The following is a 25964-nucleotide window of genomic DNA, read 5'->3' on the forward strand; positions in this document are numbered from 1 at the left end:
TTCGCCTATATGATGTGTGTGTAAGCTTTTATAAATACGAAATGAAAGCGTTCGCATAAAGGGGATGAACATAAATGAAAAAATTCGGATTGGCAACACAAATTTTTGTTGCGCTTGTTTTAGGGATTGTAGTAGGGGCAATCTTCTATGGTAATAAAACGGCGATTTCTTATATCACACCAATTGGGGATATATTTATTCACTTAATTAAAATGATTGTAGTACCGATTGTTATTTCAGCATTAATTGTTGCAGTAGCTGGTGTAGGAGATATGAAGAAGCTTGGGAAACTGGGTGGGAAGACGATTCTTTATTTCGAAATCATTACGACGATTGCTATCTTAATGGGATTACTTGCGGCAAATATATTCCAACCAGGTACTGGCGTTGATATGAGTAATTTACAGCAAAGTGATATTTCTTCTTATAAACAAACAGCAGATGCTACAGAGAAGAAAGGATTCGCTGAGACGATTGTTCATATTGTACCGAAAAACGTATTTGAATCGATTTCACAAGGTGACTTATTACCGATTATCTTCTTCTCAGTACTATTCGGTTTAGGAGTTGCAGCAATTGGAGACAAAGGAAAGCCTGTCTTTAACTTCTTTGAAGGTGTACTTGAAGCGATGTTTTGGGTTACAAATCAAGTTATGAAATTTGCACCATTTGGTGTATTTGCATTAATTGCGGTTACTGTTGCAAAATTTGGTGTAGCAACACTACTTCCTTTAGGAAAACTAGTGCTAGCTGTATACGTAACTGTTATACTATTCGTTGTGATTGTATTAGGTATTAATGCACGAATGGTTGGCGTAAACATTTTTACATTAATGAAAATTTTAAAAGAAGAACTTATTCTTTCATTTACGACAGCAAGTTCAGAAGCTGTTTTACCTAATATAATGAGAAAAATGGAAGAGTTCGGTTGTCCAAAGGCAGTTGCCTCTTTCGTAATTCCGACAGGTTATACATTTAACTTGACTGGATCGGCTATTTATCAAGCGTTAGCGGCATTGTTTGTTGCACAAATGTACGGTGTGCACATGTCACTGACGGAGCAAATTACGTTATTATTCGTTCTCATGTTAACATCCAAGGGTATGGCGGGAGTTCCAGGTGCATCGTTCGTTGTTGTATTAGCAACGTTAGGTTCAATGGGGTTACCACTAGAAGGTATCGCATTAATTGCGGGAATTGACCGCATTTTAGATATGATTCGCTCATCTGTCAATGTATTAGGAAATGCATTAGCGGCCATTGTTATGTCGAAGTGGGAAGGCGAATTCGATGATGAGAAAGCAAAACAATATGTAGAAACAGTCAAAGAAACAAAAGCAGCATAAGAAATTGTTAAGGAGTGAATAATCATGGCAACATTAACTGAAGTTAAAAATGGTGTTCGAATTGAAAAAGATTTTTTAGGTGAAAAAGAAGTACCAAACTATGCATACTATGGCGTACAAACAATGCGTGCAGTAGAAAACTTCCCAATTACAGGATACAAAATCCATGAAGGTTTAATTAAAGCATTCGCAATTGTAAAAAAAGCTGCAGCGCTTGCTAATACAGATGTAGGAAGATTGGAATTGAACAAGGGCGGCGCGATCGCAGAAGCCGCTCAAGAAATTCTTGATGGAAAATGGCATGATCATTTCATCGTAGATCCAATCCAAGGCGGAGCAGGTACTTCAATGAACATGAATGCAAATGAAGTCATGGCCAATCGTGCTCTTGAATTATTAGGAATGGAAAAGGGAGACTATCATTATATTAGTCCAAATAGTCATGTAAACATGGCGCAATCAACAAACGACGCATTCCCAACGGCGATTCATATTGCAACATTAAACGCATTAGAAGGTTTATTACAAACGATGGGTTATATGCACGATGTATTTGAATTAAAAGCAGAACAGTTCGATCATGTTATTAAAATGGGTCGTACACATTTACAAGACGCTGTGCCAATTCGTCTTGGTCAAGAATTTAAAGCATACTCTCGCGTACTTGAACGTGATATGAAACGTATCAAGCAATCACGTCAACATCTATATGAAGTAAATATGGGAGCAACTGCAGTTGGTACAGGATTAAATGCAGATCCAGAATATATTGAAGCAGTTGTAAAACATTTAGCTGCAATTAGTGAATTACCACTTGTTGGTGCAGAAGACTTAGTAGATGCAACGCAAAATACGGATGCATACACAGAAGTATCTGCAGCACTTAAAGTGTGTATGATGAATATGTCTAAAATTGCAAATGACCTTCGCTTAATGGCATCAGGTCCACGTGTTGGTTTAGCGGAAATTATGCTACCTGCTCGTCAACCAGGTTCATCTATTATGCCAGGGAAAGTAAACCCTGTTATGCCAGAAGTAATTAATCAAATTGCGTTCCAAGTAATTGGTAACGACCATACAATTTGCCTTGCTTCAGAAGCGGGACAATTAGAATTAAACGTTATGGAACCAGTACTTGTTTTCAACTTACTTCAATCAATTAGCATTATGAATAATGGTTTCCGTGCCTTTACAGATAATTGCTTAAAAGGAATTGAAGCAAATGAAGATCGCTTAAAAGAGTATGTTGAGAAGAGTGTAGGAATTATTACAGCCGTGAACCCTCATATCGGTTATGAAGCAGCTGCTCGCGTTGCGAAAGAAGCAATCGCGACAGGGCAATCCGTTCGAGAACTTTGTGTGAAAAATGGTGTATTGTCACAAGAAGACTTAGAGTTAATTCTAGATCCATTCGAAATGACACACCCAGGGATTGCAGGAGCAACTCTTTTAAAGAAAAATTAAAAGAAGAGGGGGGACAAGCCCCTCTTTTTTGTTTACAATATAGAAATGCTATATATGAATAGAGGTAGGGATGTTATGAGTAAGTTTACAGTAGCTTCTAATGGTTCATTAGAAACGACATTAAGAGGAGTAGAAGTATTATCAACACCACTTTTAAATAAAGGGGTCGCTTTCACGCAAGAAGAGAGAGAAGAATTAGGTTTAAAAGGGTTATTACCGCCAGCAGTTTTAACATTAGAAGAACAAGCACGCCGAGCATACGAGCAATTTTGTTCTCAGCCGGATGATTTATTAAAGAATGTATACTTAACAGCGTTGCATGATCGAAATGAAGTATTATTTTATCGTATATTAACAAATCATTTACGTGAAATGTTACCGATTGTATATACACCAACTGTTGGTGTAGCAATTCAAAGATATAGTCATGAATATCGTAAACCACGTGGTGTGTATTTATCAATTAACGATCCGTCAGGTATTGAAGAAGCATTCGCTAATATCGGTGCAACAGCTGAAAACATTGATTTAGTCGTTGTAACAGATGGAGAAGGCATACTTGGAATTGGTGACTGGGGCGTTGGTGGTATTAACATCGCAATCGGAAAATTAGCTGTTTATACGGCCGCGGTTGGAATCGATCCTAGTCGTGTATTACCGGTAATTTTAGACGTAGGTACAAATCGTGAAGAACTATTAAATAATCCATTTTATATTGGAAATCGTCACCCTCGTATAACAGGTGAAGCTTATGATGAGTTTATTGATACGTTTGTACAAGCGGTAAATAAGCAATTCCCGAAAGCGCTATTGCATTGGGAAGACTTTAGTTCTCGAAATGCACGAAAAATTTTAGATAAATATCGTCATGATATTTGTACATTTAATGATGATATTCAAGGTACAGGTGCAGTTTCACTTGCTGCTGTATTATCGGCAGTGAAAGCTTCAGGTGTACCGTTAAGTGAACATCGCGTTGTTGTATTTGGTGCTGGGACGGCTGGAATCGGTATCGCAGATCAAGTTAGAGATGCAATGGTCCGCGTAGGCGTATCAGAAGAAGAATCATATAAGCGTTTCTGGTGTATTGATCGTAACGGGTTAGTTACAGATAATATGGAAGATCTTCTTGATTTCCAAATGCCATATGCACGAAAAGAAGCGGAAGTAAGTGAGTGGAAACAAAACGATGTGATTGGACTTGCTGAAGTTGTGAAACATGTAAAACCGACAATTTTAATCGGTACATCAACTGTTGCAGGCGCATTTAAAGAAGAAATTATTAAAGAAATGGCTTCTCACGTAGAAAGACCAATCATTTTACCAATGTCGAATCCGACGCCACTTGCTGAAGCGAAACCAGCTGATTTAATCGAGTGGACAGAAGGAAAAGCATTAGTAGCAACAGGAAGTCCATTTGAACCAGTTACATACAATGGTGTAACGTATGTGATTGGACAATCAAATAATGCACTTATTTTCCCGGGGCTTGGGCTTGGAACAATTGTTGTACGTGCAAGCGTCATGACGGATGGAATGTTCGCAGCAGCTGCTGAAGCAGTTGCAAGTATGGTAGACACAAGTCAGCCGGGAGCACCTATTTTGCCAGAAGTTGAAGAGTTACGTAATATCTCGGAAATGGTTGCAATTGAAGTAGCGAAAGTTGCTGTTGCAGAAGGGGTAGCTAGAGAGAATTTAAGTGATAACGATATCAAGATTGCAGTGAAAGAAGCAATCTGGGAGCCAGAGTATCGCCAAATAAAAGCGGTAGAAAAGGTTAGAATATAGAAATAAAGCCCGTTTATTATATAAGCGGGCTTTCACTTTTACTACTGACAAAAAGTATAGGAAGTGGCACCTTTGAATTGGAATCAGTTATGGAAGAAAGATATATCCCTTTTAATTATATTAATGGTTGTTGTTCCGATTGCTGGAGAGCTTAATTTTCATCCTTTTAACGATACGTTTCGCGTTAGCTTTGGGACACCGCTTTTCTTCTTTTTATTGCTATTTTTAAGAAGAATACCAGCAGCGGCTGCGGGTATTCTTGTCGGTATATGTGTCGTTTTATTCCGCGTATGTCTGGACTGGGTTATGCAAGGTTCATTTCATATGACAGAGTCATTTTATTTGCGTTATCCTGTGTTCTTTTATTATTTTATTTATGGAAGTCTTTTTTCACTTTGTAGGGTAAATAAGTTTCATCAGAAACCAATCGTTATTGGATGCCTTGGAATTACAATTGAAATTATCGCAAGTATGTCAGAACTAGCGATTTATCATATGGTAGTACTCGGTACAACAATAACCGTTTCTGAAGTAAATAAACTTATCATTATTGCTATTTTCCGTAGTTTCTTTGCACTAGGATTTTTAAATATGATGATTTTATATGAAACGAAATTAAAAGAATCACAAGTCCGAAAAGAAAATGAAAAAATGTTCATGCACCTTTCGAATTTATATGTAGAATCCGTTCATTTGAAAAAAACGTTGCAAAATGCAGAGTTGATTACACAAGAAGCATATCAACTATATCGAAATTTACAGGCGAAAAATGATTCTAGCAGTAAAACAGCATTGAAAATAGCAGGAGAAGTGCACGAAATAAAAAAGGATAATCAAAGAATTTTTGCGGGGTTATCTAAACTGTTATTAGATAAAAATGTGGCTGAGTATGTAGAAGGACATGAGCTTACAGAAATGATTGTAAGAATAAATGAAAAGTACGCTGGAATGCTAGAGAAAGATATATGTTTTTCTAAACATATAGAAGGTGAACACGCTGCATATCACGTGTATACAGTACTATCAATCTTTAATAATTTAGTTGCCAATGCAGTGGAAGCGATTGAAGATAGAGGTCTCATTCATATTAATTTATATAAACGAGAGCAACATGTAATATTTGAAGTAATTGATGATGGCCCTGGTATAGCACAAAAGTATAAGAAATTAGTATTTAAGCCCGGGTTTACTTCCAAGTATGATCAAACAGGAACACCGTCAACAGGTATTGGACTTTCTTACATACACGAAATGGTAACAGAGCTCGGCGGAGAAGTAAGGTTAGAAGACAATGAAACTGAAAAAGGGTGTAAGTTTATCGTTTGTTTACCAGAGTGCAGTTTAAAGCGGGAAGGGGAATAGGTTTGTTTTATTATATAGTAGATGATGATGAAGTTTTCCGTTCGATGCTTTCACAAATTATTGAGGATGGCGATCTTGGAGAAGTAGTTGGAGAATCGGAAGATGGAGCTTTTGTTGAAGCAGAACAGCTAAATTATAAAAAAGTGGATATTTTATTTATTGATTTACTCATGCCAATGAGAGATGGCATTGAAACAGTTCGCCATATAGCGCCTTCATTCAATGGGAAAATTATTATGATTTCTCAAGTTGAATCGAAACAGCTCATTGGTGAGGCATATACACTTGGTGTGGAATATTATATTACGAAACCACTAAACAAAATTGAAGTTGAATCTGTCGTACGAAAAGTAATGGAACGGATTCGCTTGGAGCGTTCCATACATGATATTCAAAAATCATTGAATAACGTGTTTCAGTGGGAGCAGCCGCAAATGCGTAATGAACCGGTGCAAGAAGCAAAAAAGATAGCGGATTCCGGACGCTTCTTACTAGCAGAACTCGGTATTGCGGGAGAGAACGGAAGTAAAGATTTACTTAGTATGCTGGAATATTTATACGGACAAGAAAAGGCGCAAACATTTGAATTTGGATTCCCTGCGTTAAAAGACATTTTTCACCAAATCACATTAAAAAAATTAGATCATATAGCTTCGGATGTAGATATAGATAAGGAGAAAAAAGCATCTGAACAACGTGTAAGAAGAGCGATTTATCAATCATTGAATCATTTAGCTTCCATCGGACTAACAGACTTTTCAAATCCAAAATTTGAAAGTTATGCCCCGAAATTTTTTGATTTCACTGTAGTGAGAAAACGAATGACAGAAATGACAAAGGATGAAATAGCGACTTCTGGACATATACGAATTAATACGAAAAAATTTATTCAAGTGTTGTATTTTGAGGCGAAAAGGTTGATGGAGATAGAGTGAAGAAGGTGCTTATAAATAAGCATCTTTTTTTGTTCAATCAACATTTTATATTTTCTCGTTAAGCATGTAAAATGTTAAGTAAGAGAAAATGGTTTTACATTAAGGAAGTGTCAAAACAATGAGTTTTACATTAAATAAATCGATTATTAAAGAAGTGTGCGGAGAGGCCTCCTATAAAAGAGGCGAAGCTTATTATAAATCAAATAAAGTAATCGTGAATCATTATGATGAAACGAAAGAAATTTGTGAGGCGACGGTAAAAGGGAATGAAGATTTTCACGTTACAGTAGAAAAGGCTCAAAAAGGTGATGTAGTTGCGAGATGTAGTTGTCCTTCGTTAGCGTCTTTTCAAACGTACTGTCAACATGTTGCAGCCGTACTAATACAAATAAATTATAACCAGCAAACGGGTGGAATGGGACCTGTTAGTAGCAAAAATGATCAATTAACAAACGGGATGTTTCAGTTGTTTGCAGACAAACCACTACGACCAAAAAGTAAACAACACCGTTTTGATACACGTGAAATATTAGATGTTGCGTTTATATGTTCACCAGTAGCGACGAAAAGTGGTGGGTCTCTTCTTGGAATTCAGTTAAAACTTGCGAAAACATATGTCATAAATCATATTAGAGAATTTCTTTCTAAAGTGGAGAAAAGAGCGACTTTTCATTGTTCTAATGAATTTACATACACACCAGATGTACATAGCTTCAGGCAAGAAACGGATGCGGTTATTCAGCAGCTGATTAAAATGTATCATAATGAAAAAATGTATGAAGATGCGTTAGAAGTACATGCGAAACAAGATGAAAGTATGATATTCATACCGCCAGCTTCGTGGAAAGATATGCTCTCTTTACTTACTAAAGTGGAGTATGTACAGCTGAAACAAAATGAGCAACTGTTTCACGGATTACAAATGTCAAACGGTTTATTGCCATTACATTTTGAATTTACGAAAGGAAATAATGGTGGATTCACACTTCATATAGACGGCCTAAATCGTGTTCAAGTTATGGAGATGTATAACAATGCTCTTTACGATGGGAAACTATATCATTTGCCTATGGAAGATTGTATGCGACTTATTGAATTGCAAAAGATGATGAGCCGCTCAAATAGCAATCAGTTTTATATTCCTGAAAATAAGATGGAACATTTCGTAGCGAAAGTTGTACCAGGATTAATGAAACTTGGAACGGTACGCATTGATGAAGTCATATCAGATCGTGTTGAAACGCCGTCGTTAAAAGCAAAATTATATTTAGATCGAGTGAAAAATCGTTTGTTAGCAGGTCTCGAATTCCATTATGGCAATGTTGTGATTAATCCGCTAGAAGAAAACGGACAGCCGTCTGTTTTTAATCGGGATGAAAAAAAGGAAAAAGAGATTTTAGACATTATGAGTGAAAGTGCCTTCGCGAAAACAGAAGGTGGTTACTTTATGCATAATGAAGAGGCTGAGTATAACTTTTTATATCATGTTGTTCCAACGTTAAAAGGCTTAGTTGATATTTACGCGACAACAGCAATTAAATTACGCATTCATAAAGGGGATACAGCACCTCTTATTAGGGTAAGAAGAAAAGAAAGAATTGATTGGTTATCATTTCGTTTTGATATAAAAGGAATACCGGAAGCGGAAATTAAAGGTGTATTAGTCGCTCTTGAAGAGAAACGCAAATATTACCGATTAGCGAATGGTTCTTTATTATCACTAGAGAGCAAAGAGTTTAATGAAATTAATCAGTTTGTAAAAGAATCAGGTATTCGAAAAGAATTTTTACATGGGGAAGAAGTGAATGTTCCGCTTATTCGGAGTGTAAAGTGGATGAACGGACTTCACGAAGGTCATGTTTTAAGTTTAGATGAGTCTGTTCAAGATTTAGTTGAAAGCATTCAAAACCCGAAAAAATTAAAGTTTACAGTACCGAAAACTTTACATGCCGTAATGAGAGAGTATCAAGTATACGGATTCGAATGGATGAAAACACTTGCCTATTATCGTTTTGGCGGTATTTTAGCAGATGATATGGGACTTGGAAAAACGCTGCAAAGCATTGCTTTTATAGATTCTGTATTGCCTGAAATTCGGGAGAAGAAGCTACCTATATTAGTCGTTTCACCATCCTCGCTCGTCTACAATTGGTTTAGTGAATTGAAAAAATTCGCCCCGCATATTAGAGCGGTTATTGCAGATGGAAATCAAACAGAACGACGAAAAATTTTAAAGGACGTAGCGGAATTTGATGTCGTAATTACGTCATATCCGTTACTGAGAAGAGATATAAGATCGTATGCGAGGCCGTTTCATACACTATTTCTTGATGAAGCACAGGCGTTTAAAAATCCTACAACGCAAACTGCAAGAGCGGTGAAAACGATTCAAGCTGAGCATCGTTTTGGACTAACGGGAACGCCTGTAGAAAATTCATTAGAAGAGCTATGGTCTATCTTCCATGTCGTCTTTCCAGAATTATTACCGGGAAGAAAAGAATTCGGTGATTTAAGGCGCGAAGATATAGCGAAGCGCGTAAAGCCTTTCGTATTAAGACGATTAAAAGAAGATGTATTACAGGAGCTTCCAGATAAAATAGAGCACTTACAGTCATCGGAGTTATTACCAGATCAAAAGAGACTATATGCTGCTTATTTAGCGAAATTAAGGGAAGAAACGTTAAAGCATTTAGATAAAGATACGTTACGTAAAAATAAAATTAGAATTTTAGCTGGCTTAACGAGATTACGACAAATTTGTAATCATCCCGCTTTATTCGTTGATGATTATAAGGGGAGTTCAGCTAAATTTGAGCAACTGTTAGAGATATTAGAGGAATGCAGAAGTACTGGTAAGAGAATTTTAATCTTTTCTCAATTTACGAAGATGCTGTCTATTATTGGTCGTGAGTTAAACCGTCAAGCTGTTCCATACTTTTATTTAGATGGAAATACACCTTCGCAAGAACGTGTAGAGCTATGTGACCGGTTTAACGAAGGTGAAGGGGATCTATTTCTCATTTCTTTAAAAGCTGGTGGTACGGGTCTTAATTTAACGGGTGCCGATACGGTTATATTGTACGATTTATGGTGGAATCCAGCTGTTGAACAACAAGCAGCAGATAGAGCATATCGAATGGGACAAAAAAATACGGTACAAGTTATTAAATTAGTGGCTCACGGAACAATTGAGGAAAAAATGCATGAACTGCAAGAGAGTAAGAAAAATTTAATCGCTGAAGTGATTGAGCCGGGAGAAGAGAAATTGTCCTCAATTACTGAGGAAGAAATTCGAGATATTTTAATGATCTAACATAAAAAGCTATGCCTTCAAATGTATGAGGGCATAGCTTTTTTGTTGTAATAATTATATTTTGTTTTGTACAAAGTAAAGAAATCAAATGTTATTTAGATTACTTCTTTGTGCCTTTACTTTTGTATGGCTTGGCAGCTGCCTTTTTCTTTGCACTTGATTGCCAACGGTTCCACCCTTTACTTCCTGTACCTTGTCCTACACCTTTTTTTGGTTTTGCTTTCGTTTTACTCATATGATCACTCCGTTATATAAAAATCTTATTTGATAATAGTCAATGATTTAGAAAATACTCTTTATAAATGACTATGTTTACTTTAAGTAAAAATAAACTGCTTGAATGCTATAGTATAACATGAATTTGCAAGTAAACTGAAAGGAATTATAAAGAAAATGAAAATAATACGAAATACTGCGGATTCTATATTTCGAACGATTACATTACTTGTTGTGTATATGTTAGTCTCGCTTAGTGAAACGTTTTTTGGATTAACAAGGCAAAAGAAGTGAAGATGTTATATTGAAAACAATCAATAAAGCCGTAAAATAAAGAATTTAAAAATATTTTTAAATTTTTGTTGACTTTCTTTATTTTTTGTATAGAATAATCATTAATAAAATGTTTCAGAGATGTGACAACAAAACGACTATGAAAGGACGAGTAGTAGTAGGATGTAGTCTAAGCGAGTCAGGGGTGGTGTGAGCCTGATACGAAGCCTATTATGAAGAACCTCCTGGAGTTGCTAACCGAAATCCTTTACAGGAAAGTAGACTTAGCCGGGTACTTCGCCGTTACAAGAAGAACAGTATCGAGATATTTCATCTCCGTACTGTATAAGTGAGCAACCTCTGTTGCTAATTTGGGTGGTACCGCGGAACCAAAGTCTTTCGTCCCAGTTTTTTGGGAAAGAAGGGCTTTTTTTGTTGGCTTCTTTTCACAACATCCAAACATTTTAGGAGGAAACCACCATGTATCAATCATTAATGACAGTAAGAGAGACTCAAATCGCAATTAAGGAAGTTAAAACATTTTTTGAGGATCAATTAGCAAAACGCCTTGAACTATTCCGCGTATCTGCACCATTATTCGTAACGAAAAAATCAGGATTAAACGATCATCTAAACGGTGTAGAACGTCCAATTGAATTTGATATGTTACATTCAGGAGAAGAATTAGAAATTGTTCACTCACTAGCGAAGTGGAAAAGATTCGCATTACATGAATATGGATATGAAGCTGGTGAAGGTTTATATACAAACATGAACGCAATTCGTCGTGATGAAGAACTTGATGCAACACATTCCATTTACGTTGACCAATGGGATTGGGAAAAAATCGTTCAAAAAGAATGGCGTACTGTAGATTACTTACAAAAAACAGTACAAACAATTTATGGAATATTCAAAGATTTAGAAGATCACTTATTTGAAAAATATCCGTTCCTTGGAAAGTATTTACCAGAAGAAATTGTTTTCATCACTTCCCAAGAACTAGAAGATAAATATCCAGAATTAACACCGAAAGATCGTGAACATGCAATTGCAAAAGAACACGGTGCAGTCTTCATTATCGGAATTGGTGATGCACTTCGTTCAGGTGAAAAGCATGATGGGCGCGCAGCTGATTATGATGATTGGAAATTAAACGGTGACATTTTATTCTGGCACCCAGTATTACAATCTTCATTCGAATTATCATCAATGGGAATTCGTGTTGATAGTAAATCACTTGATGAGCAATTAACGAAAACAGGTGAAGACTTCAAACGTGAGTACGATTTCCATAAAGGTATTTTAGAGGACGTACTACCATTAACAATTGGCGGTGGTATTGGACAATCAAGAATGTGCATGTACTTCTTACGAAAAGCACATATCGGTGAAGTTCAATCTTCTGTATGGCCTGACGATTTACGTGAAGCTTGCAAAAAAGAAAACATTCATCTGTTTTAATAGAAGGGAGAGAGTAACTCAAGGAGTTATTCTCTCTTTTTTTATTGTGTAAACGAATGGTTTACAGTGGGTTTTACTAATAGTTTCTTTCTTTTTCATCTCCTAATATGTAATAATTTGTTAAAGGAGGGGACGTTATGAGCTTAGGAGAACAGCTAAAAAAGCTACAAGATTCAAAGGGATTTTCGCAAGAGGATGTTGCTAAAAAGATTGGTGTAACGAGGCAAGCAGTGTATAAAGTGAAACTTTAATCAGTGGGCGATTTATCCTACTGATTATTAGTTGAACCAATCGGGCTTTTATAGGCAGTTAATCGCATCTGGCTGCCTTGATTGTGCTTAAAAGCTTTGATGAGATTTACTGCCTGTTAAAGCGGGGTAAGTGGGAAAATGATAAAAGTTACCCTGATATTGATAATTTAATTTTATTGAGCGAAATGTATAACGTTACGCTAGATGAGTTAATAAAAGGACACCAAAGCTTTAAAGAGAAAATACATATTGATGAAGAAGATGAAGAGTTTGAGAAAGAGAATGAATTTGGCTTTTATATTGGATGTGGTTTGCTAATAATGAGTGCTTTCGTTGATTATGAAGGAATGCAAGAGATCTTATTAGGGATAGCACTATTCATGATGGTTTTTTATTCTGACGTGAAGAAAGTTATTTTGAATGAGTTCAGATCATTTTTCAAAAGGAAAGATATATATATGATAAGAAGTGAGAAGAGTCCGTTATATTTCCTAGGAAAGAGTATAACAAGAAATCCAATTGTTTTATGATGATTTTGGGATGTTGATAGTATGTTAAAAAGCTCAAACAAGCATAACCCCGTTCTAAAGCTAGGACGGGGTTGAAAATCTAAGTTTTATGAAGCAAGAATTTCTTTCAAATATTTTTACTTTAGTAAAGAATTCTTATAAAACATTACTTATTTATTACCGAGTTCTTCCGCTAAACCAATTAAAATTCCTTCCGTTCCACGAATGTAGCAAAGTCGATACGAGTCCTCATACTGAACTACTTCGCCAACGAGCTGAGCACCATGCTTAGTAAGTCTCGATACCATTTCGTCAATGTCTTCAACGGTGAACATGACGCGCAAATAACCGAGGGCATTTACAGGAGCTGTCCGGTGATCTGCAATAGTAGGTGGTGTGATAAATCGCGAAAGTTCAATTCGGCTATGGCCATCTGGGGTAACCATCATAGCAATCTCTACGCACTGAGAACCGAGTCCGGTTACGCGACCGGCCCATTCACCTTCGACAGTAGCGCGTCCTTCTAGTTTTAATCCAATCTCTTCGAAGAAAGATATTGCGTTATCAAGAGATTCTACAACGATGCTGACATTGTCCATTCTTAGTAACTTGTTGTTTGCCATAGTCTTTATCTCCTTTATATGTATAAATTTATTATCTAACCATCCTCATAATTATACTAAAATCTCCTATAAACAAAAAACACCTTGTCACAGTGTGGGGAAATATGACAAGGTGTTTTCGGGTATAGAATAAACATTTTATTAACGAACAAAACTTCGGAAACCTTCTACTATTGATATACGCATGAACTTTCTTTCGTGAATGCTATCATTTTAAGAATTTGATAGTGTAGTTTCTATTCGATAATATAACTTCGACTTTCCCGCAAAATAGTCCTATCCTGTTTCTATTTATATAGGAAAGAAATAGATTCATATAATTTGTTTTTAGTTTTACTAGTGGAAATTAACTCATCTGCACTAAAGGCTCAATTTTCGCCATAAATGATTGATGCAGTGCCTCAACACCTGTTACTAAATGAAGGCGGTCAATAACGACAGACACTTTAATTTCTGATGTACTTACCATTTTAATATGAATATCTTCTTCTTTTAAAGTAGTGAACATATTCGCAGCAACACCGGGATTAGAGACCATACCAGATCCTACAATTGATACTTTAGCTAAATGATTTTCATATTCTACAGATTCATATTGTAATGTTTCTTGATGTTGTTCTAATACCTCTAATGTTTCTTTTAAATCATTAGAATGGATTGAGAAGGAGAGGTGAACAGTTCCTTCATTTGTAATACTTTGAATGATGATATCTACATTAATATGTGCCGCTGCTAATGTAGAGAAAACTGTTGAAAGTGAACCTTGTTCCAATCTTTTCATTGTGACGCGTGTAATATTATCTTCAAATGCAATACCTTTAACGATTGATTGTTGTTCCATGTTACATTCTCCTTTTACAATTGTTCCGTTTTCTTGTTCCATACTTGAGCGAACTTCTAAAATGACATTATGATTTTTAGCAAATTCAACAGCACGTGGGTGTAATACACCAGCACCGAGATTTGCTAGCTCTAGCATTTCGTCATAAGAAATTTCATCTAATTTATAAGCATTTTTTACAACTCGTGGGTCCGTCGAATAAACACCGGTCACATCCGTGTAAATATCGCATTTTTTTGCTTTCAGTGCAGCAGCTAATGCAACAGCAGTTGTATCAGAACCACCGCGTCCAAGCGTTGTAATTTCATGGTTTTCACTAACTCCTTGGAAGCCAGCTACGATAACAATCGTACCTTCAGTAAGATAAGATTGAATTCGATCTGTATGAATGTCAGTAATCCGTGCACTACTATGTACAGATTCTGTCGTAATACCAGCTTGCCATCCTGTTAATGAAATCGCGTTATAACCTTTTGCTTGGAGTGCCATCGTTAATAATGAAATAGTAACTTGCTCTCCTGTTGATAGAAGCATATCCATTTCACGTTTACTTGGATTTTCTGAAATCGCGTTAGCGAGTGCTACAAGTTCATCTGTGCTCTTTCCCATTGCTGAAACGACAGAGACGATATTATGCCCTCGTTCATATTCTTCAATAATTAAATTTGCTACATGTTGAATGCGCGCGACATTTCCGACAGAAGTGCCACCAAATTTTTGTACAATCGTTTCCATTACGAATTCCTTCTTTCATCCATTTTTAAGAATAGATTAGGACATATATAAATCCCAATATTCCTGTAGTTACCAGAGAAAAACAAAAAACACCATCTCAAATAGGTGAGGATGGTGCTGTTACAGGAAAAGGGAAACAGAAAACGGAGCTAATAAAAAAACCGCCAAAAAAGGAATATCATAAAAATGATATCTCTTTTTTGTAGATAGCTCTTCATACATACACTTCTGTACATATGACAGTTCTGTTTCTATTCGAAAACAGCCCCAATCGATAAATGCAGAGAAAATTATCGATTTCGGCAATACTTCCTTTCATCTAATTTCATAGACATCTCTGTGTCTCCATTAGAATAATCATAAGTATCGCAACCTCTATCTCACGTTTTAGGCGAGAGTGTTTGATTTATGAAGTTGTTGGTAACATTTGTTTTATAATAATTTAAATTTTTCGGGGAATCAAGTGTTTTGTATAAATTTTAAAAATTCTTTCTTTTCTTAAAAGAGTTTGTGAAAAATGTAGCAAAATAAATTCATTGCATGTACATTAAACTTATAGTGCATAGGAGGTGGAAGAATGAAGGGAAAAAAGCCTATTTATGTTTCGGCAGAAATGAATACAACAATGGAAAAATTATGGGAATATACGCAGAAACCAGATATACATACAGAATGGGATGCTCGCTTTACTGAAATTTCGTATTTAGAGAAAACGGAAGGAGAGCCACAGAAGTTTTTATATAAAACAAAAATCGGATTTGGACTTGAAATAGCTGGTGAAGGGGAATCGATAGGTGAAATAAGAAAAGAAACAGGTGAACGGATTTCTTCTTTAAAATTTTGGACAGACAATCAATTATCACTTATTCAAATAGGGTGTGGTTATTGGAAGTATACACCGTGTAAAGAACACATTCATTTTGAGACACAATATGATTATAATACGAGGTTTGGTCGTATAGGGAATGTAATAGATATCTATATGTTTCGGCCGTTATTGGGCTGGGCGACTGCTTGGAGTTTTGATGCTTTAAAATTATGGTTAGAAAAGGGATTGCACCCTAGATTACTAATTAGAAGAACAATGACATACTGGCTCGTATGTTTTTTATTTGCATTTGTATGGATGTATCAAGGAATAGTGCCGAAACTAGTGTTTACTCATTCAGAAGAAGTAAAAATGCTATCTGTGATGATTGGTTCAACTGAACATAGTATTTTTGTACTTAAAATAATTGGATTACTAGAAATTATTTTTGGTGTCCTATGGCTGTTGCCATTGCCGAAACGAAAAGTATTTGTCGTACATATTTTTATTTTAATAGCCTTAACGATAGCGGCAGGATTTACGAATATCGTAAGCTTTACAGAGCCATTTAATCCAATTACATTAAATGTTCTACTAATGGGGTTATCAATTGTCGGCTATATAAATAGCACGAATTTGCCAAGCGCAAAAAATTGCAAGAGGAAGAGAAAGGGATAATGTATGGCTAATATGTATGAAAGACTATTAGGGGATTCTTATAAAAAACTTCATCCGAAATTACAGAAACGCTATGAGATTACGGAAGAAAATAGCTTTACTGGAGAAGGAAAGATGGATGAAATTTACGGAGGTTCTATTTTCGTAAAATTAATATTAAAAATTGCATCGAAGTTTAGAATGTTTTTCTCTGAGCGGGGGAAGGAAGTGCCATTTACAATACATAATACCGCAGAGCGAGATGAACATGGAGATGAACTTGTGCGGTGGAATCGTACTTTTTATTTTCATAATAAGAAAAGATATTTTAATGCTGTTATGCAGTTGGATGAAGAGAATAATGAAATTGTAGATTATTTTGGTGAACCGCACATACTTGTTTCTACATTGAATTTTCATATTGATGAGGTGGGGGCAATGCATATTTCTTCAAAGAAACAATGGTTTTACATGTTTGGAAGGAGAGTCCCGTTACCTAGGTTTTTATACGGAGAGGCCAACATTGTAGAAAGTTATGATGAAACACTACAATGCTTTCGAATTCATGTACAAGTACGAAATCCGTTAATTGGTTCATTATTTTCATATAAGGGAACATTTGTGGAGAGGAAATAAATAATATGAAAAATATAATAGTTGGACTTGCTTGTTATACTATTTTTCTAATATATGAGTGGTCAAATATAAACCCAGTTGAAGCAATTATATTATTATCTATTTTGTTATTTATACCGATGTCATTTTTCATTATTGATAAGGAAACAAGAAATGGATCGTATGTATTCTTTTATAAATTTGTATCGTTTTTATATCCAATCGCAGCAATTAGTGCAATGTTAGCTTTCGTAACAAATCACTATTTATTTGCGTTACTTTGGTTTGTATATACTGGACTTGTCGCGTTATTTGGTGTAAGTAGAGTGCTAGAAAGAGGATGGAAACCGTTAGAAGAGACAGCTATTGATAGTGCGTTTATATATTTGTTTTTAGGTGGTTTCTGGTTTTTAGCTTCAGTAGCAAAAATTCCCATTATGCATTTTAGCTCTGACATTGTGTTACTCACAGCTGCACACTTTCATTATTCAGCATTTCTATTGCCGTTATCAGTTGGTTTAATTGGGAGGAAAAGAGAAAAGAGAAGTAAAGTATATGATGTTATTATGTTTATCATCGTCATTTCACCTATGACAGTTGCGATAGGAATTACGTACTCAAGAGTATTTGAATTTTTTGCAGTGTTCCTATATTTATGTGCGATTTATGGTTATGGGATTTATGTTTGGCGCACGAAATTTAATGCTATCAGTGCAAAGGTTCTTCTGACCATATCGTCTAGTACACTCATGGTAACAATTATGTTTTCACTTATATATTCATATGGGAATTTGAAACATGTAATGACGATTACAATTGCTCAAATGGTTTGGATTCACGGTGTTGTCAATGGAATTGGAGTGGCGTTACCAGCATTTGTCGGCTGGATGATTGAAAAAAGTGATCCGAATTATAAATATTACGGGAAACCAATGAGCAGGTTAAGAGGAAATCCGACAGTTGGGGAAGCATTTTTACATAACAGAAGTTTAATAGATAGCAAGGAATACAGAGGTTTAGTTGATAAAATGAATGATTATCATAGTGAAGCATTTGACGTGACGAAGATTCCTTTAAGTATTATTCGTTTTTATGAAAATACAAAAGAGTATGAGTTACAATCGCATATTAAATGGGCTCGTTGGTTCCGCCCGGTTGCATTTTGCTATGAGAAAATGAGTAAACGTGTAGGACAAATACATTTAGGAATGGGCGGCAAGTGGGAAATGATGCATGGCTCTATCATTGGGATAATAGATGCGAAGGATGGAAGAGAGAATGTAAGGGCTTGGCTAAGAAAAAATGAAGCAGAAGAATCTATTTTTGTAGCTCTTTACTCAAAACATACACATGAGAATGAGACATATATGAATATTGCATTGCCTTTACCATATTCGAATATGACGGGGGTTTTGAAATTATGTAATAAGAGTAATGATTTAATTATTACTAGTAAGCTAAGAGAAAATGGTAAGGGAGATGAGGGGATTTATTTACATACTCGTTTCTTTACAATACATTTACCGCTAGCAGAGACGTTTATTATTAAAGAGAGCACGGATCACATATTAGAAGCTAATCATAGAATGTGGATATTTGGAGTTAAGTTTTTAGAAATTGATTATGAGATTAAGAAAATAGAGGAGAAGTAGGAAAAGCTTGGAGAGATTCCAAGCTTTTTTATGTATGCGTAATTGTCATAGCAACTTGTTTATCTAAGTCTCGGTCCCAAATGCGTTGAATTTCAAACGTACCTTTTTCAAAAAATAATGGGAATCTCTCTTTAAACCAATCTTGCATAGGAAGATTTAGTGCTTCATCAATTGGTACCCATAATAATTCGCCTTCAGGAGGGTTCATAAGAAGTTCACCATCAAATGAGTCTGTCCAATAATTAAATACCATATATCGAACATTTTCTTTCGGATTTACGTATTCATCTAATCCTTTAAAACTTAAATTTGAGACAAGTAATCCAGTTTCTTCTTTTACTTCTCGTGTAGCAGCTTTAACGATACTTTCTGGAAAATCTACTTTACCGCCAGGAGCGATATAACCAGGGAAACCTAGATGATCGGGGCGCTGTATTAGCAATACTTTGTTATTCTGCTGAATCATACACATCGTGTAAATACGGTGTTCTATATCTTTCCAATTGTTGCTCATATGAATCTCTCCTCTTATAAAACCTTATAGTTTTTAACTATAGTTATATATGACAAAAAATACAATAATAATACAAAAATATACAAATTCCAATTGACTATTACTAATTTTCAGAACTATAATTAGTCTGTTATATAAATACATTGTACTTGAGAGGGGAATATATTCTATGAAAAATAGAATAATCGCAGCAGGATTAATCGCAGCTAGTATATTATCTTATTCATCTAGTAGTTTCGCACAAACAAAAAAATTTCCAGATGTCATAGCTAAACATTGGGCAGAAGATTCTATTTACTATTTAGTAGATAAAGGTGCAGTTACAGGTAACGATAAAGGAATGTTCGAGCCTGGAAAAGAAATTACTCGTGCAGAAGCAGCTACAATGATGGCTAAAATTTTAAACTTACGAATTGATAATAATGCTAAACCATCTTTCGGTGATTCTCAAAAACACTGGGCTACTCCAGTCATCGCAGCTGTAGAAAAAGCTGGCGTTGTTAAAGGTACAGGCAATGGATTCGAGCCAGACGGGAAAATCGACCGTGTTTCAATGGCGTCTCTTCTTGTAGAAGCTTACAAATTAGAGTCTAAAGTAAACGGTATTCCAGCAACTAAATTCAAAGATTTAGAAACATTAAACTGGGGTAAAGAAAAAGCTAACATCCTAGTTGAATTAGGCATTTCTCTTGGTACTGGTGAGAAGTGGGAGCCTAAGAAAACTGTAACAAAAGCAGAAGCAGCACAGTTTATTGCAAAGACTGACTCACTTAAAGTAGGCAATCCTTTAGTAGAAAAGGTAGTTATTATTGATCCTGGTCATGGAGGATTTGATCCAGGGAATCCGGGACAAGGTGTAGAGGAAAGTGGAATTGTATTTGATACTTCTTTAAGATTACAGAAGTTGTTAGAAAAAAATACACCTTTAAAAGCTTTGTTAACACGTGAAGAGAATGGAAATCCAGGCAGTAACAAAAATGAATCTCTTGCGAATCGAGTGAAATTTGGCCAAGAGCACAATGGAGATATATTTGTAAGCATTCATGCAAATTCTTCTGAAAATCATGATGGTCATGGAACGGAAACATATTATTATAAAAAATCCAAGCGTGGAGAAGAGACACAGATTGAAAAGGATAGCGAAGTATTAGCGAAGAAAATTCAAAAACGAGTAGTAGAAGCACTACATACAAGAGATAGAAATATAAAAGACAATCATTCATTTTATGTAGTAAATAATAATACAGTACCAGCAGTTTTAACAGAGCTTGCCTTTATTGATAATAATATAGATAATGGTAAATTAGCTGATGAATCAGGAAGACAAATTGCTGCTGAGGCAGTTTATGCTGGGATTTTGGATTATTATGAGTGGAAAGGTTTCGATGTTTCAAAATATCGTTTAGCTAAATAAGAATGTTGATTGCTAAGTCCATCGTCTATATAGAGGTGGGCTTTTTATGTAAATTTATAACAGAATAAAAAGATATATCGTATTATGCTGATTATGAATAAAATAATGGTAGATTAGTTTATTTTTATCACGTATACTTTTACTGTTGACTAATTAAGAGTTTGTTAGTTTAATAGGGAAAATTATACGATAAAGGGAGGCAAGTTAACACGGGACAAGCATATAGAAAACGTGTTAAACAATTTATGAAAAAAGTTATTTCTAATGTGTTGGCAGTGACAGTTGCACTTCAAGTAGTGCTGGCTCCAGCAACTTCGTTTGCATCTACAAAAGAATTTCCAGACGTTCCGAAAAATCATTGGGCACTTGAAGCGATTACTGATTTAACGTCAAAAGGGGTTATTGTAGGTTACGATAATGGTAAATTTGGCTTTGGAGATGTTGTAACTCGTGAGCAAGTAGCAGCATTAATGTATCGCGCTTTAAAACCAGAAGTAAAAAGCGATTATAAAAATCCATACTCTGATATTAGTGCAGGAACGACGATGTTCCCAAAAGAAATTTTGGCATTAACAGATATGGGGATTTTCGTAGGTGATGGTAAAGGGACGTTTAGACCGAAAGAATCATTAACTCGTGCTGAAATGTCTGTTATTTTGCAAAGAGCATTTAAATTAGAAGTAAAAGCACCACATACATTTAATGATATAGATGCAACACATTGGTGGGCAAAAGAAGCAATTAGTGCATTGCAATCCAATGGTGTATCGGTAGGAAATGGGCTTGGAGGATTTGATCCATCAGGTGTATTAACACGTGAAAGCTATGCGCAACTTTTATATAAAGCGATGAAAATTAAAAATGATGTTCCTGTTGAACAACCATCGTATATTAATCTAGACGTAACTTTGCCATCTAACGTAACGGCACTAGAGATTGATAATTTCATTAAAAAATCTCATTCAGATAGTCCACTTATTGGAACTGGTAAAGATTTTATTCAAGCACAAAATGAGTATGGTGTGAGCGCACTATATTTAGCTGCACATGCAATCTTAGAATCAGCGTACGGTAAATCAGAAATTGCATATCGTAAACATAATTTATTTGGCTTAAGAGCATATGATCGTGACCCATTTGCATATGCAAAATATTTACCGTCATATAAGGAAAGTATTTCTTACAATGCTGATTATGTAAGGAAGAACTACTTAGAAGAAGGTGCAAATTATTTCAGCGGTTACACATTACCTGCTATGAATGAAAAGTATGCAACAGATAAAGAATGGGCTGGCAAAATCGCTAATATTATGGAGCGTATTAAACCGTTTAACAAGAAAGATTATGAAAATGTAAAACGATTACCGAAAAATCCTAATACATTAAATGTAGAGGCATTAGGAAAAGATATTCCATATAAAGATTATGCAAAAGATGCAACAGCTACTGTTCAATTAGTAGGCTCTTACTATCAAGTGCCATATCCATTTGGCTATACAATTAAGAGTGTACCAAATGTTACACAAAATGAAGTTGGAAAATTAGAAAATGGTAAGAAAGTAAATGTATATCGTGAAGATCCAAACGGTTGGGTAGAATTTTCATTTGAAAATGCTCAAGAAAAATATTGGACATTAAAGAATAACTTAAAATTATAATATAAAAAAGGTGTTTTCATTTATGGAAACACCTTTTTTATTTATATTTAACATGTAATATTGGTAGATTTATTAGGAGTTTCTATTTTACTTTTACCAATAATTTAACAGTTTCATATATAATTAAAAGTATTGAAGATTGAATTTTCTGTTTTATATTCGGTGTTAACTTAATTTGAAAAGAGGGGAGAAGTATGCAAGGAGAAATACGAACAGAGAAACATGTAAGTTATGTCGGTAAATTGTTATTGCCAGTTAAAGCGTCACCACATTTTAAATTTTTGTGGATTGGGCAATTACTTTCGACTTTAGGTAGTTCGATAACGATGGTTATTTTGCCAGTCGTTGTGTATTCATTAACTGGTTCAACAGTTGTAATGGGAATGACTATGGCAATGTACATGCTACCTAATATTCTTGCTTTACCGTTTGCAGGTTTAGTTGTAGATCGAATTGATCGAGTGAAATTAATGTTATTCACAGATATAATTCGCTGTATACTAATGCTTTTACTTGCGACACTTATATTTATGGACGTTTTAACAATTCCACTTCTATATGTACTTGTAGCATTATATGGGCTTATGGAAGGGATATTCCATCCAGCATATGCGGCTGTAAGGGCGAAAGTATTTGTACCGGAAATTCGTAATGCAGCTAATGCATTAACGCAAATGAGTAATCAAGGTATACGACTAATTGGACCGGCTCTTGGAGGATTGATCGTTTCAGTTGCATCTGCGGGAATAGGATTTGGACTGGATGCAGTAACGTATTTGTTATCATTTTTTTGTTTATTATTTTTAAGAGAAATAAAGTTTAAAAAAGTAAAACCCATCGAAAAGAGGAAGACTGATTACAAACAAGAGTTTATGGAGGGGGTTTTCGTTTTAAAAAGTCATCCGTGGCTGTGGGTTACAATTTTAGTTTTTTCTTTTGTAAACATTTGTTATGCCGGCATTATCGTCGTATTAATTCCATGGTTATTTAATGTTCATCATCATTTTGAAGCATACGTGTATGGATTAGGAATGGCATCTTCTGGTGTTGGGGCTGTAATTGCCGCGCTAATATTTGGCGGGAGGGAACGGTGGCATAGGCGGGGATTACTTGCCTATGGTGGTGTATTAATAAGTGGTTGTGCGCTCTTAATAATGCCGTTTATTGCTTGGGCACCTGCATTAATTGGATTAATGGCAATTGAAGGATTCGGTATGATGATATTTGGACTCATTTGGGAAACAAGTTTACAAGAGCTTGTGCCAGAAGAAGCCTTTGGAAGGGTGGCAAGCCTTGATATGCTAGGTTCATTTGCTTTATTGCCACTAGGTTATGTGGTTGTAGGATGGTTAGCTACTGTCATAGGTGGTGAGATAACGATTATAACACTAGCTATATTAGTACTTGTAACAATTGGAATAGCGTTATGTGTACCAAGTATTCGACGATTTGATTGATGATATAAGGGAAGGGGAACGACTTATATGATTATAGAAAACTTGAACGATATAGTAGTAAAGGAATTGGACAGACAATACACTTTGCAGGAAAAGGTCTTTGAAGCAAAAAATTTTACAGTCTACATTGCTACCTATAGAGAAAATAAGCTAGCATATAACCAACTAGTATTAATAAAACATTTTTGTAACGAAAAGCCTTCCGTACATATTGGGCATAAGAAAATTAGCACCGATGCAACAAAACTGGATATCACAAAAGAAGTAACAGAAGCAATTCAATCTGGTTTTATAAATGAAGAGTAAGCCCTAATCAAATTAGGGATTATTCCTCATTAAAAACAAATGTTTGTTTCAGTTGTTTCCCCTCATTTACCGGATGGCCGTTGTAAGAGAAACTGTTTTCTTCCCAAGTGATGACGACTTTGAAATTATGGCTATTAAAGTCTAATGGGAATACGATATAGTCAAAGCTTGTATGGCTTTTTGAAACGTTGTTATGTAATGTAGTAGGATTAAAAGTAGCTTTAGAAGTAGGAGTGTTATCAACTATTTCTACAGCTACGTTTGACACATCATTACCGATGTTTTTTACGAGTAAACGATATGTATCGTATACACCTTGTTTTGGCTGCACTGCTTGCTTGTTTGCACTATAAGATTGATCGATTTCGATATACCACTGTTTTGACTTTGATTCAATTGGTAGTGATTGAAATGTGTATGCACTAGCTTGTATTGGTAGTGCTAAACAGATTAGTGCAAAGAGAGAAAATAGTATTCGTTTCATTTTTAGAGAGCTCCCATTCTGTAACGGATTTATTTATTAGTATCTTCTCTTCATGTGAGTATATACCATATAATGTAAGGTGATGTTTATGAGCCTCATGAATGTAATTTACATTTTAAATGCGAATATTAACTGCTGTATTTTTTATGAAAGCTGTGTAGAGATTTTTCTACACAGTTTTTTCTAATGTGAAAAAATTTCCAAAATATGTTAAAATAACATTGTCATACAACAAGGGGGATTTGTTTTATGGAAAATGGACATCTTGCTAAAGTGAATGTAACGAAAAGAATTGAATCGAAATCTAAGTACAATAAGAAACTTGAAAAATATCAAAGGCGCTTATTAGCATTACAGCAAATAGTAAAAGAAGAAAAAATCGCAGTTATGCTCGTTATGGAAGGCTGGGATGCGGCTGGAAAAGGCGGAGCGATTAAGCGAGTGACAGAACACCTTGATCCACGTGGGTTCCAAGTCAATCCAATTGGAGCACCAGCACCTCATGAAAAACGGTACCATTACTTGCAACGTTTCTGGCGGAAACTTCCTCAGTACGGGCAAATTACTATTTTTGATCGCTCATGGTACGGCCGTGTGTTAGTTGAGCGTGTGGAAGGTTTTGCTACAAAGGAAGAGTGGATGAGAGCGTATGATGAGATTAATGATTTTGAAAAACTATTAACAGATGATCATTATATAGTCGGAAAGTTTTTCTATCATATTAGTAAAGATGAACAATTAAAGCGGTTTAAAGATAGAGAGAACAACCCTTTGAAAAAATGGAAAATTACAGACGAAGATTGGCGCAACCGTGAAAAATGGGATGAGTATGTTGAAGCGATGGAAGACATGTTTGAAAAAACAAATAAGCCAAATGCAAAATGGCAAATTATCGCGAGTAACGATAAATTATATGCTCGATTGAAAACGTTGAAAGTGATTATTTCATTAATTGAGGATTATCTCTTAGAACATAATATAGAATTACCTTCGTATTATTATGAATTAAAAGAGGGAAAGACAGAGAGTTTTGCAGCTAATGAAGATGCAGTTGTAAAATAGTACAGAGTTTACATATGAAATATAAAGTAGAGTTACCCTGGAATTTTGAACGATAAAATTACAGGGTATTTTTTTATCCCGCTTTAATGGGCAGTAAGACCCCCACCTCAAAATTCAGGGAAAGCAAAGAAGTTAGGTGGGGGATCAACTACCCATAAAAGTCCGATTGATGAGGGCTAATGATCAGTGGGGGATGAAGAAAACCCCCACTGATTAA

Annotated in this window: 22 protein-coding genes, 1 riboswitch and 1 other annotated feature; of the genes, 17 read left to right on the top strand and 5 right to left on the bottom strand. The window is 35.3% G+C overall.

What is annotated here, in order from left to right:
- Positions 1-74 precede the first annotated feature (74 nt).
- The 6 genes from MR113_RS13780 to MR113_RS13805 all read left to right on the top strand — a co-directional run bounded on the left by MR113_RS13780 (position 75) and on the right by MR113_RS13805 (position 10208).
- Complete coding sequence (locus tag MR113_RS13780) at positions 75-1346, top strand: cation:dicarboxylate symporter family transporter (RefSeq protein WP_242254870.1); 1272 nt, start codon at positions 75-77, stop codon at positions 1344-1346.
- Positions 1347-1370: 24 nt separating this feature from the next.
- Entirely contained in the window at positions 1371-2810 is a 1440-nt protein-coding gene (aspA, locus tag MR113_RS13785) for an aspartate ammonia-lyase (RefSeq protein ID WP_061676611.1), read from the top strand.
- 75 nt (positions 2811-2885) lie between these two features.
- A complete protein-coding gene (gene malS / locus MR113_RS13790; protein WP_144535062.1) occupies positions 2886-4598 on the top strand; it encodes an oxaloacetate-decarboxylating malate dehydrogenase in 1713 nt (570 codons plus the stop codon).
- Positions 4599-4661: 63 nt separating this feature from the next.
- Complete coding sequence (locus tag MR113_RS13795) at positions 4662-5960, top strand: sensor histidine kinase (RefSeq protein ID WP_242254874.1); 1299 nt, start codon at positions 4662-4664, stop codon at positions 5958-5960.
- A 2-nt stretch (positions 5961-5962) separates the two neighbouring features.
- The gene (locus tag MR113_RS13800; RefSeq protein ID WP_242254875.1) at positions 5963-6895 is read left to right on the top strand and encodes a response regulator; all 933 of its coding nucleotides are present in this window, start codon (positions 5963-5965) and stop codon (positions 6893-6895) included.
- A gap of 118 nt (positions 6896-7013) precedes the next feature.
- Positions 7014-10208, top strand: coding sequence for an SNF2 helicase associated domain-containing protein (locus tag MR113_RS13805; RefSeq protein ID WP_242254876.1), 3195 nt, complete (start codon positions 7014-7016; stop codon positions 10206-10208).
- A gap of 100 nt (positions 10209-10308) precedes the next feature.
- Here the strand turns inward: MR113_RS13805 and MR113_RS13810 are convergent, their stop codons facing one another.
- Positions 10309-10443, bottom strand: a complete 135-nt coding sequence (locus MR113_RS13810; RefSeq protein ID WP_000047588.1) for a DUF3934 domain-containing protein — start codon at positions 10441-10443, stop codon at positions 10309-10311.
- 405 nt (positions 10444-10848) lie between these two features.
- Positions 10849-11107 (top strand) — a binding site (T-box leader).
- A 70-nt stretch (positions 11108-11177) separates the two neighbouring features.
- On the opposite strand from MR113_RS13810, the gene asnA reads away from it, so the two are divergent.
- From asnA to MR113_RS13825, 3 genes are all read left to right on the top strand, one after another.
- The gene (gene asnA, locus MR113_RS13815) at positions 11178-12161 is read left to right on the top strand and encodes an aspartate--ammonia ligase (RefSeq protein WP_061676615.1); all 984 of its coding nucleotides are present in this window, start codon (positions 11178-11180) and stop codon (positions 12159-12161) included.
- 137 nt (positions 12162-12298) lie between these two features.
- Positions 12299-12412: a helix-turn-helix transcriptional regulator gene (locus MR113_RS13820; protein WP_396022459.1), complete on the top strand. Its 114-nt coding sequence runs from the start codon at positions 12299-12301 to the stop codon at positions 12410-12412.
- Between the two features lie 83 nt (positions 12413-12495).
- A complete protein-coding gene (locus MR113_RS13825) occupies positions 12496-12942 on the top strand; it encodes a helix-turn-helix domain-containing protein (RefSeq protein WP_242254877.1) in 447 nt (148 codons plus the stop codon).
- A 149-nt stretch (positions 12943-13091) separates the two neighbouring features.
- Here MR113_RS13825 and MR113_RS13830 read toward each other — a convergent pair whose 3' ends face one another.
- On the bottom strand, positions 13092-13544 hold the full coding sequence (locus MR113_RS13830) for a VOC family protein (RefSeq protein WP_242254878.1): 453 nt from the start codon (positions 13542-13544) through the stop codon (positions 13092-13094).
- A 346-nt stretch (positions 13545-13890) separates the two neighbouring features.
- The gene (locus MR113_RS13835) at positions 13891-15120 is read right to left on the bottom strand and encodes an aspartate kinase (protein ID WP_242254881.1); all 1230 of its coding nucleotides are present in this window, start codon (positions 15118-15120) and stop codon (positions 13891-13893) included.
- Positions 15121-15319: 199 nt separating this feature from the next.
- Positions 15320-15506, bottom strand: a riboswitch (Lysine riboswitch).
- A gap of 191 nt (positions 15507-15697) precedes the next feature.
- Here MR113_RS13835 and MR113_RS13840 point away from each other — a divergent pair.
- From MR113_RS13840 to MR113_RS13850, 3 genes are read left to right on the top strand one after another with little or no spacing between them, the layout of a single operon-like run.
- On the top strand, positions 15698-16606 hold the full coding sequence (locus tag MR113_RS13840; RefSeq protein WP_242254883.1) for a DoxX-like family protein: 909 nt from the start codon (positions 15698-15700) through the stop codon (positions 16604-16606).
- 3 nt (positions 16607-16609) lie between these two features.
- Entirely contained in the window at positions 16610-17221 is a 612-nt protein-coding gene (locus MR113_RS13845) for a DUF4166 domain-containing protein (protein WP_242254884.1), read from the top strand.
- Between the two features lie 5 nt (positions 17222-17226).
- Positions 17227-18852, top strand: a complete 1626-nt coding sequence (locus MR113_RS13850; protein WP_242254885.1) for a YndJ family protein — start codon at positions 17227-17229, stop codon at positions 18850-18852.
- A gap of 28 nt (positions 18853-18880) precedes the next feature.
- Here MR113_RS13850 and MR113_RS13855 read toward each other — a convergent pair whose 3' ends face one another.
- Entirely contained in the window at positions 18881-19366 is a 486-nt protein-coding gene (locus MR113_RS13855; protein WP_242254886.1) for an 8-oxo-dGTP diphosphatase, read from the bottom strand.
- A 169-nt stretch (positions 19367-19535) separates the two neighbouring features.
- Between MR113_RS13855 and MR113_RS13860 the strand changes: the two genes are divergently transcribed.
- The 4 genes from MR113_RS13860 (at position 19536) to MR113_RS13875 (ending at position 24201) form a co-directional block, all read left to right on the top strand.
- Entirely contained in the window at positions 19536-20780 is a 1245-nt protein-coding gene (locus MR113_RS13860; RefSeq protein WP_242254887.1) for an N-acetylmuramoyl-L-alanine amidase, read from the top strand.
- Between the two features lie 245 nt (positions 20781-21025).
- Positions 21026-22438, top strand: a complete 1413-nt coding sequence (locus tag MR113_RS13865) for an S-layer homology domain-containing protein (protein ID WP_242254888.1) — start codon at positions 21026-21028, stop codon at positions 22436-22438.
- Between the two features lie 194 nt (positions 22439-22632).
- Positions 22633-23895: an MFS transporter gene (locus tag MR113_RS13870; protein ID WP_242254889.1), complete on the top strand. Its 1263-nt coding sequence runs from the start codon at positions 22633-22635 to the stop codon at positions 23893-23895.
- Between the two features lie 27 nt (positions 23896-23922).
- A complete protein-coding gene (locus MR113_RS13875) occupies positions 23923-24201 on the top strand; it encodes a hypothetical protein (RefSeq protein WP_242254890.1) in 279 nt (92 codons plus the stop codon).
- Between the two features lie 19 nt (positions 24202-24220).
- Here the strand turns inward: MR113_RS13875 and MR113_RS13880 are convergent, their stop codons facing one another.
- Positions 24221-24685, bottom strand: coding sequence for a hypothetical protein (locus MR113_RS13880; protein ID WP_242254892.1), 465 nt, complete (start codon positions 24683-24685; stop codon positions 24221-24223).
- A 249-nt stretch (positions 24686-24934) separates the two neighbouring features.
- On the opposite strand from MR113_RS13880, the gene MR113_RS13885 reads away from it, so the two are divergent.
- Entirely contained in the window at positions 24935-25747 is an 813-nt protein-coding gene (locus MR113_RS13885; protein WP_242254893.1) for a polyphosphate kinase 2 family protein, read from the top strand.
- Positions 25748-25964 lie beyond the last annotated feature (217 nt).

Origin of the sequence: Bacillus cereus group sp. BfR-BA-01379, assembly GCF_022663605.1 — a bacterium.
Classification (GTDB): domain Bacteria; phylum Bacillota; class Bacilli; order Bacillales; family Bacillaceae_G; genus Bacillus_A; species Bacillus_A mobilis.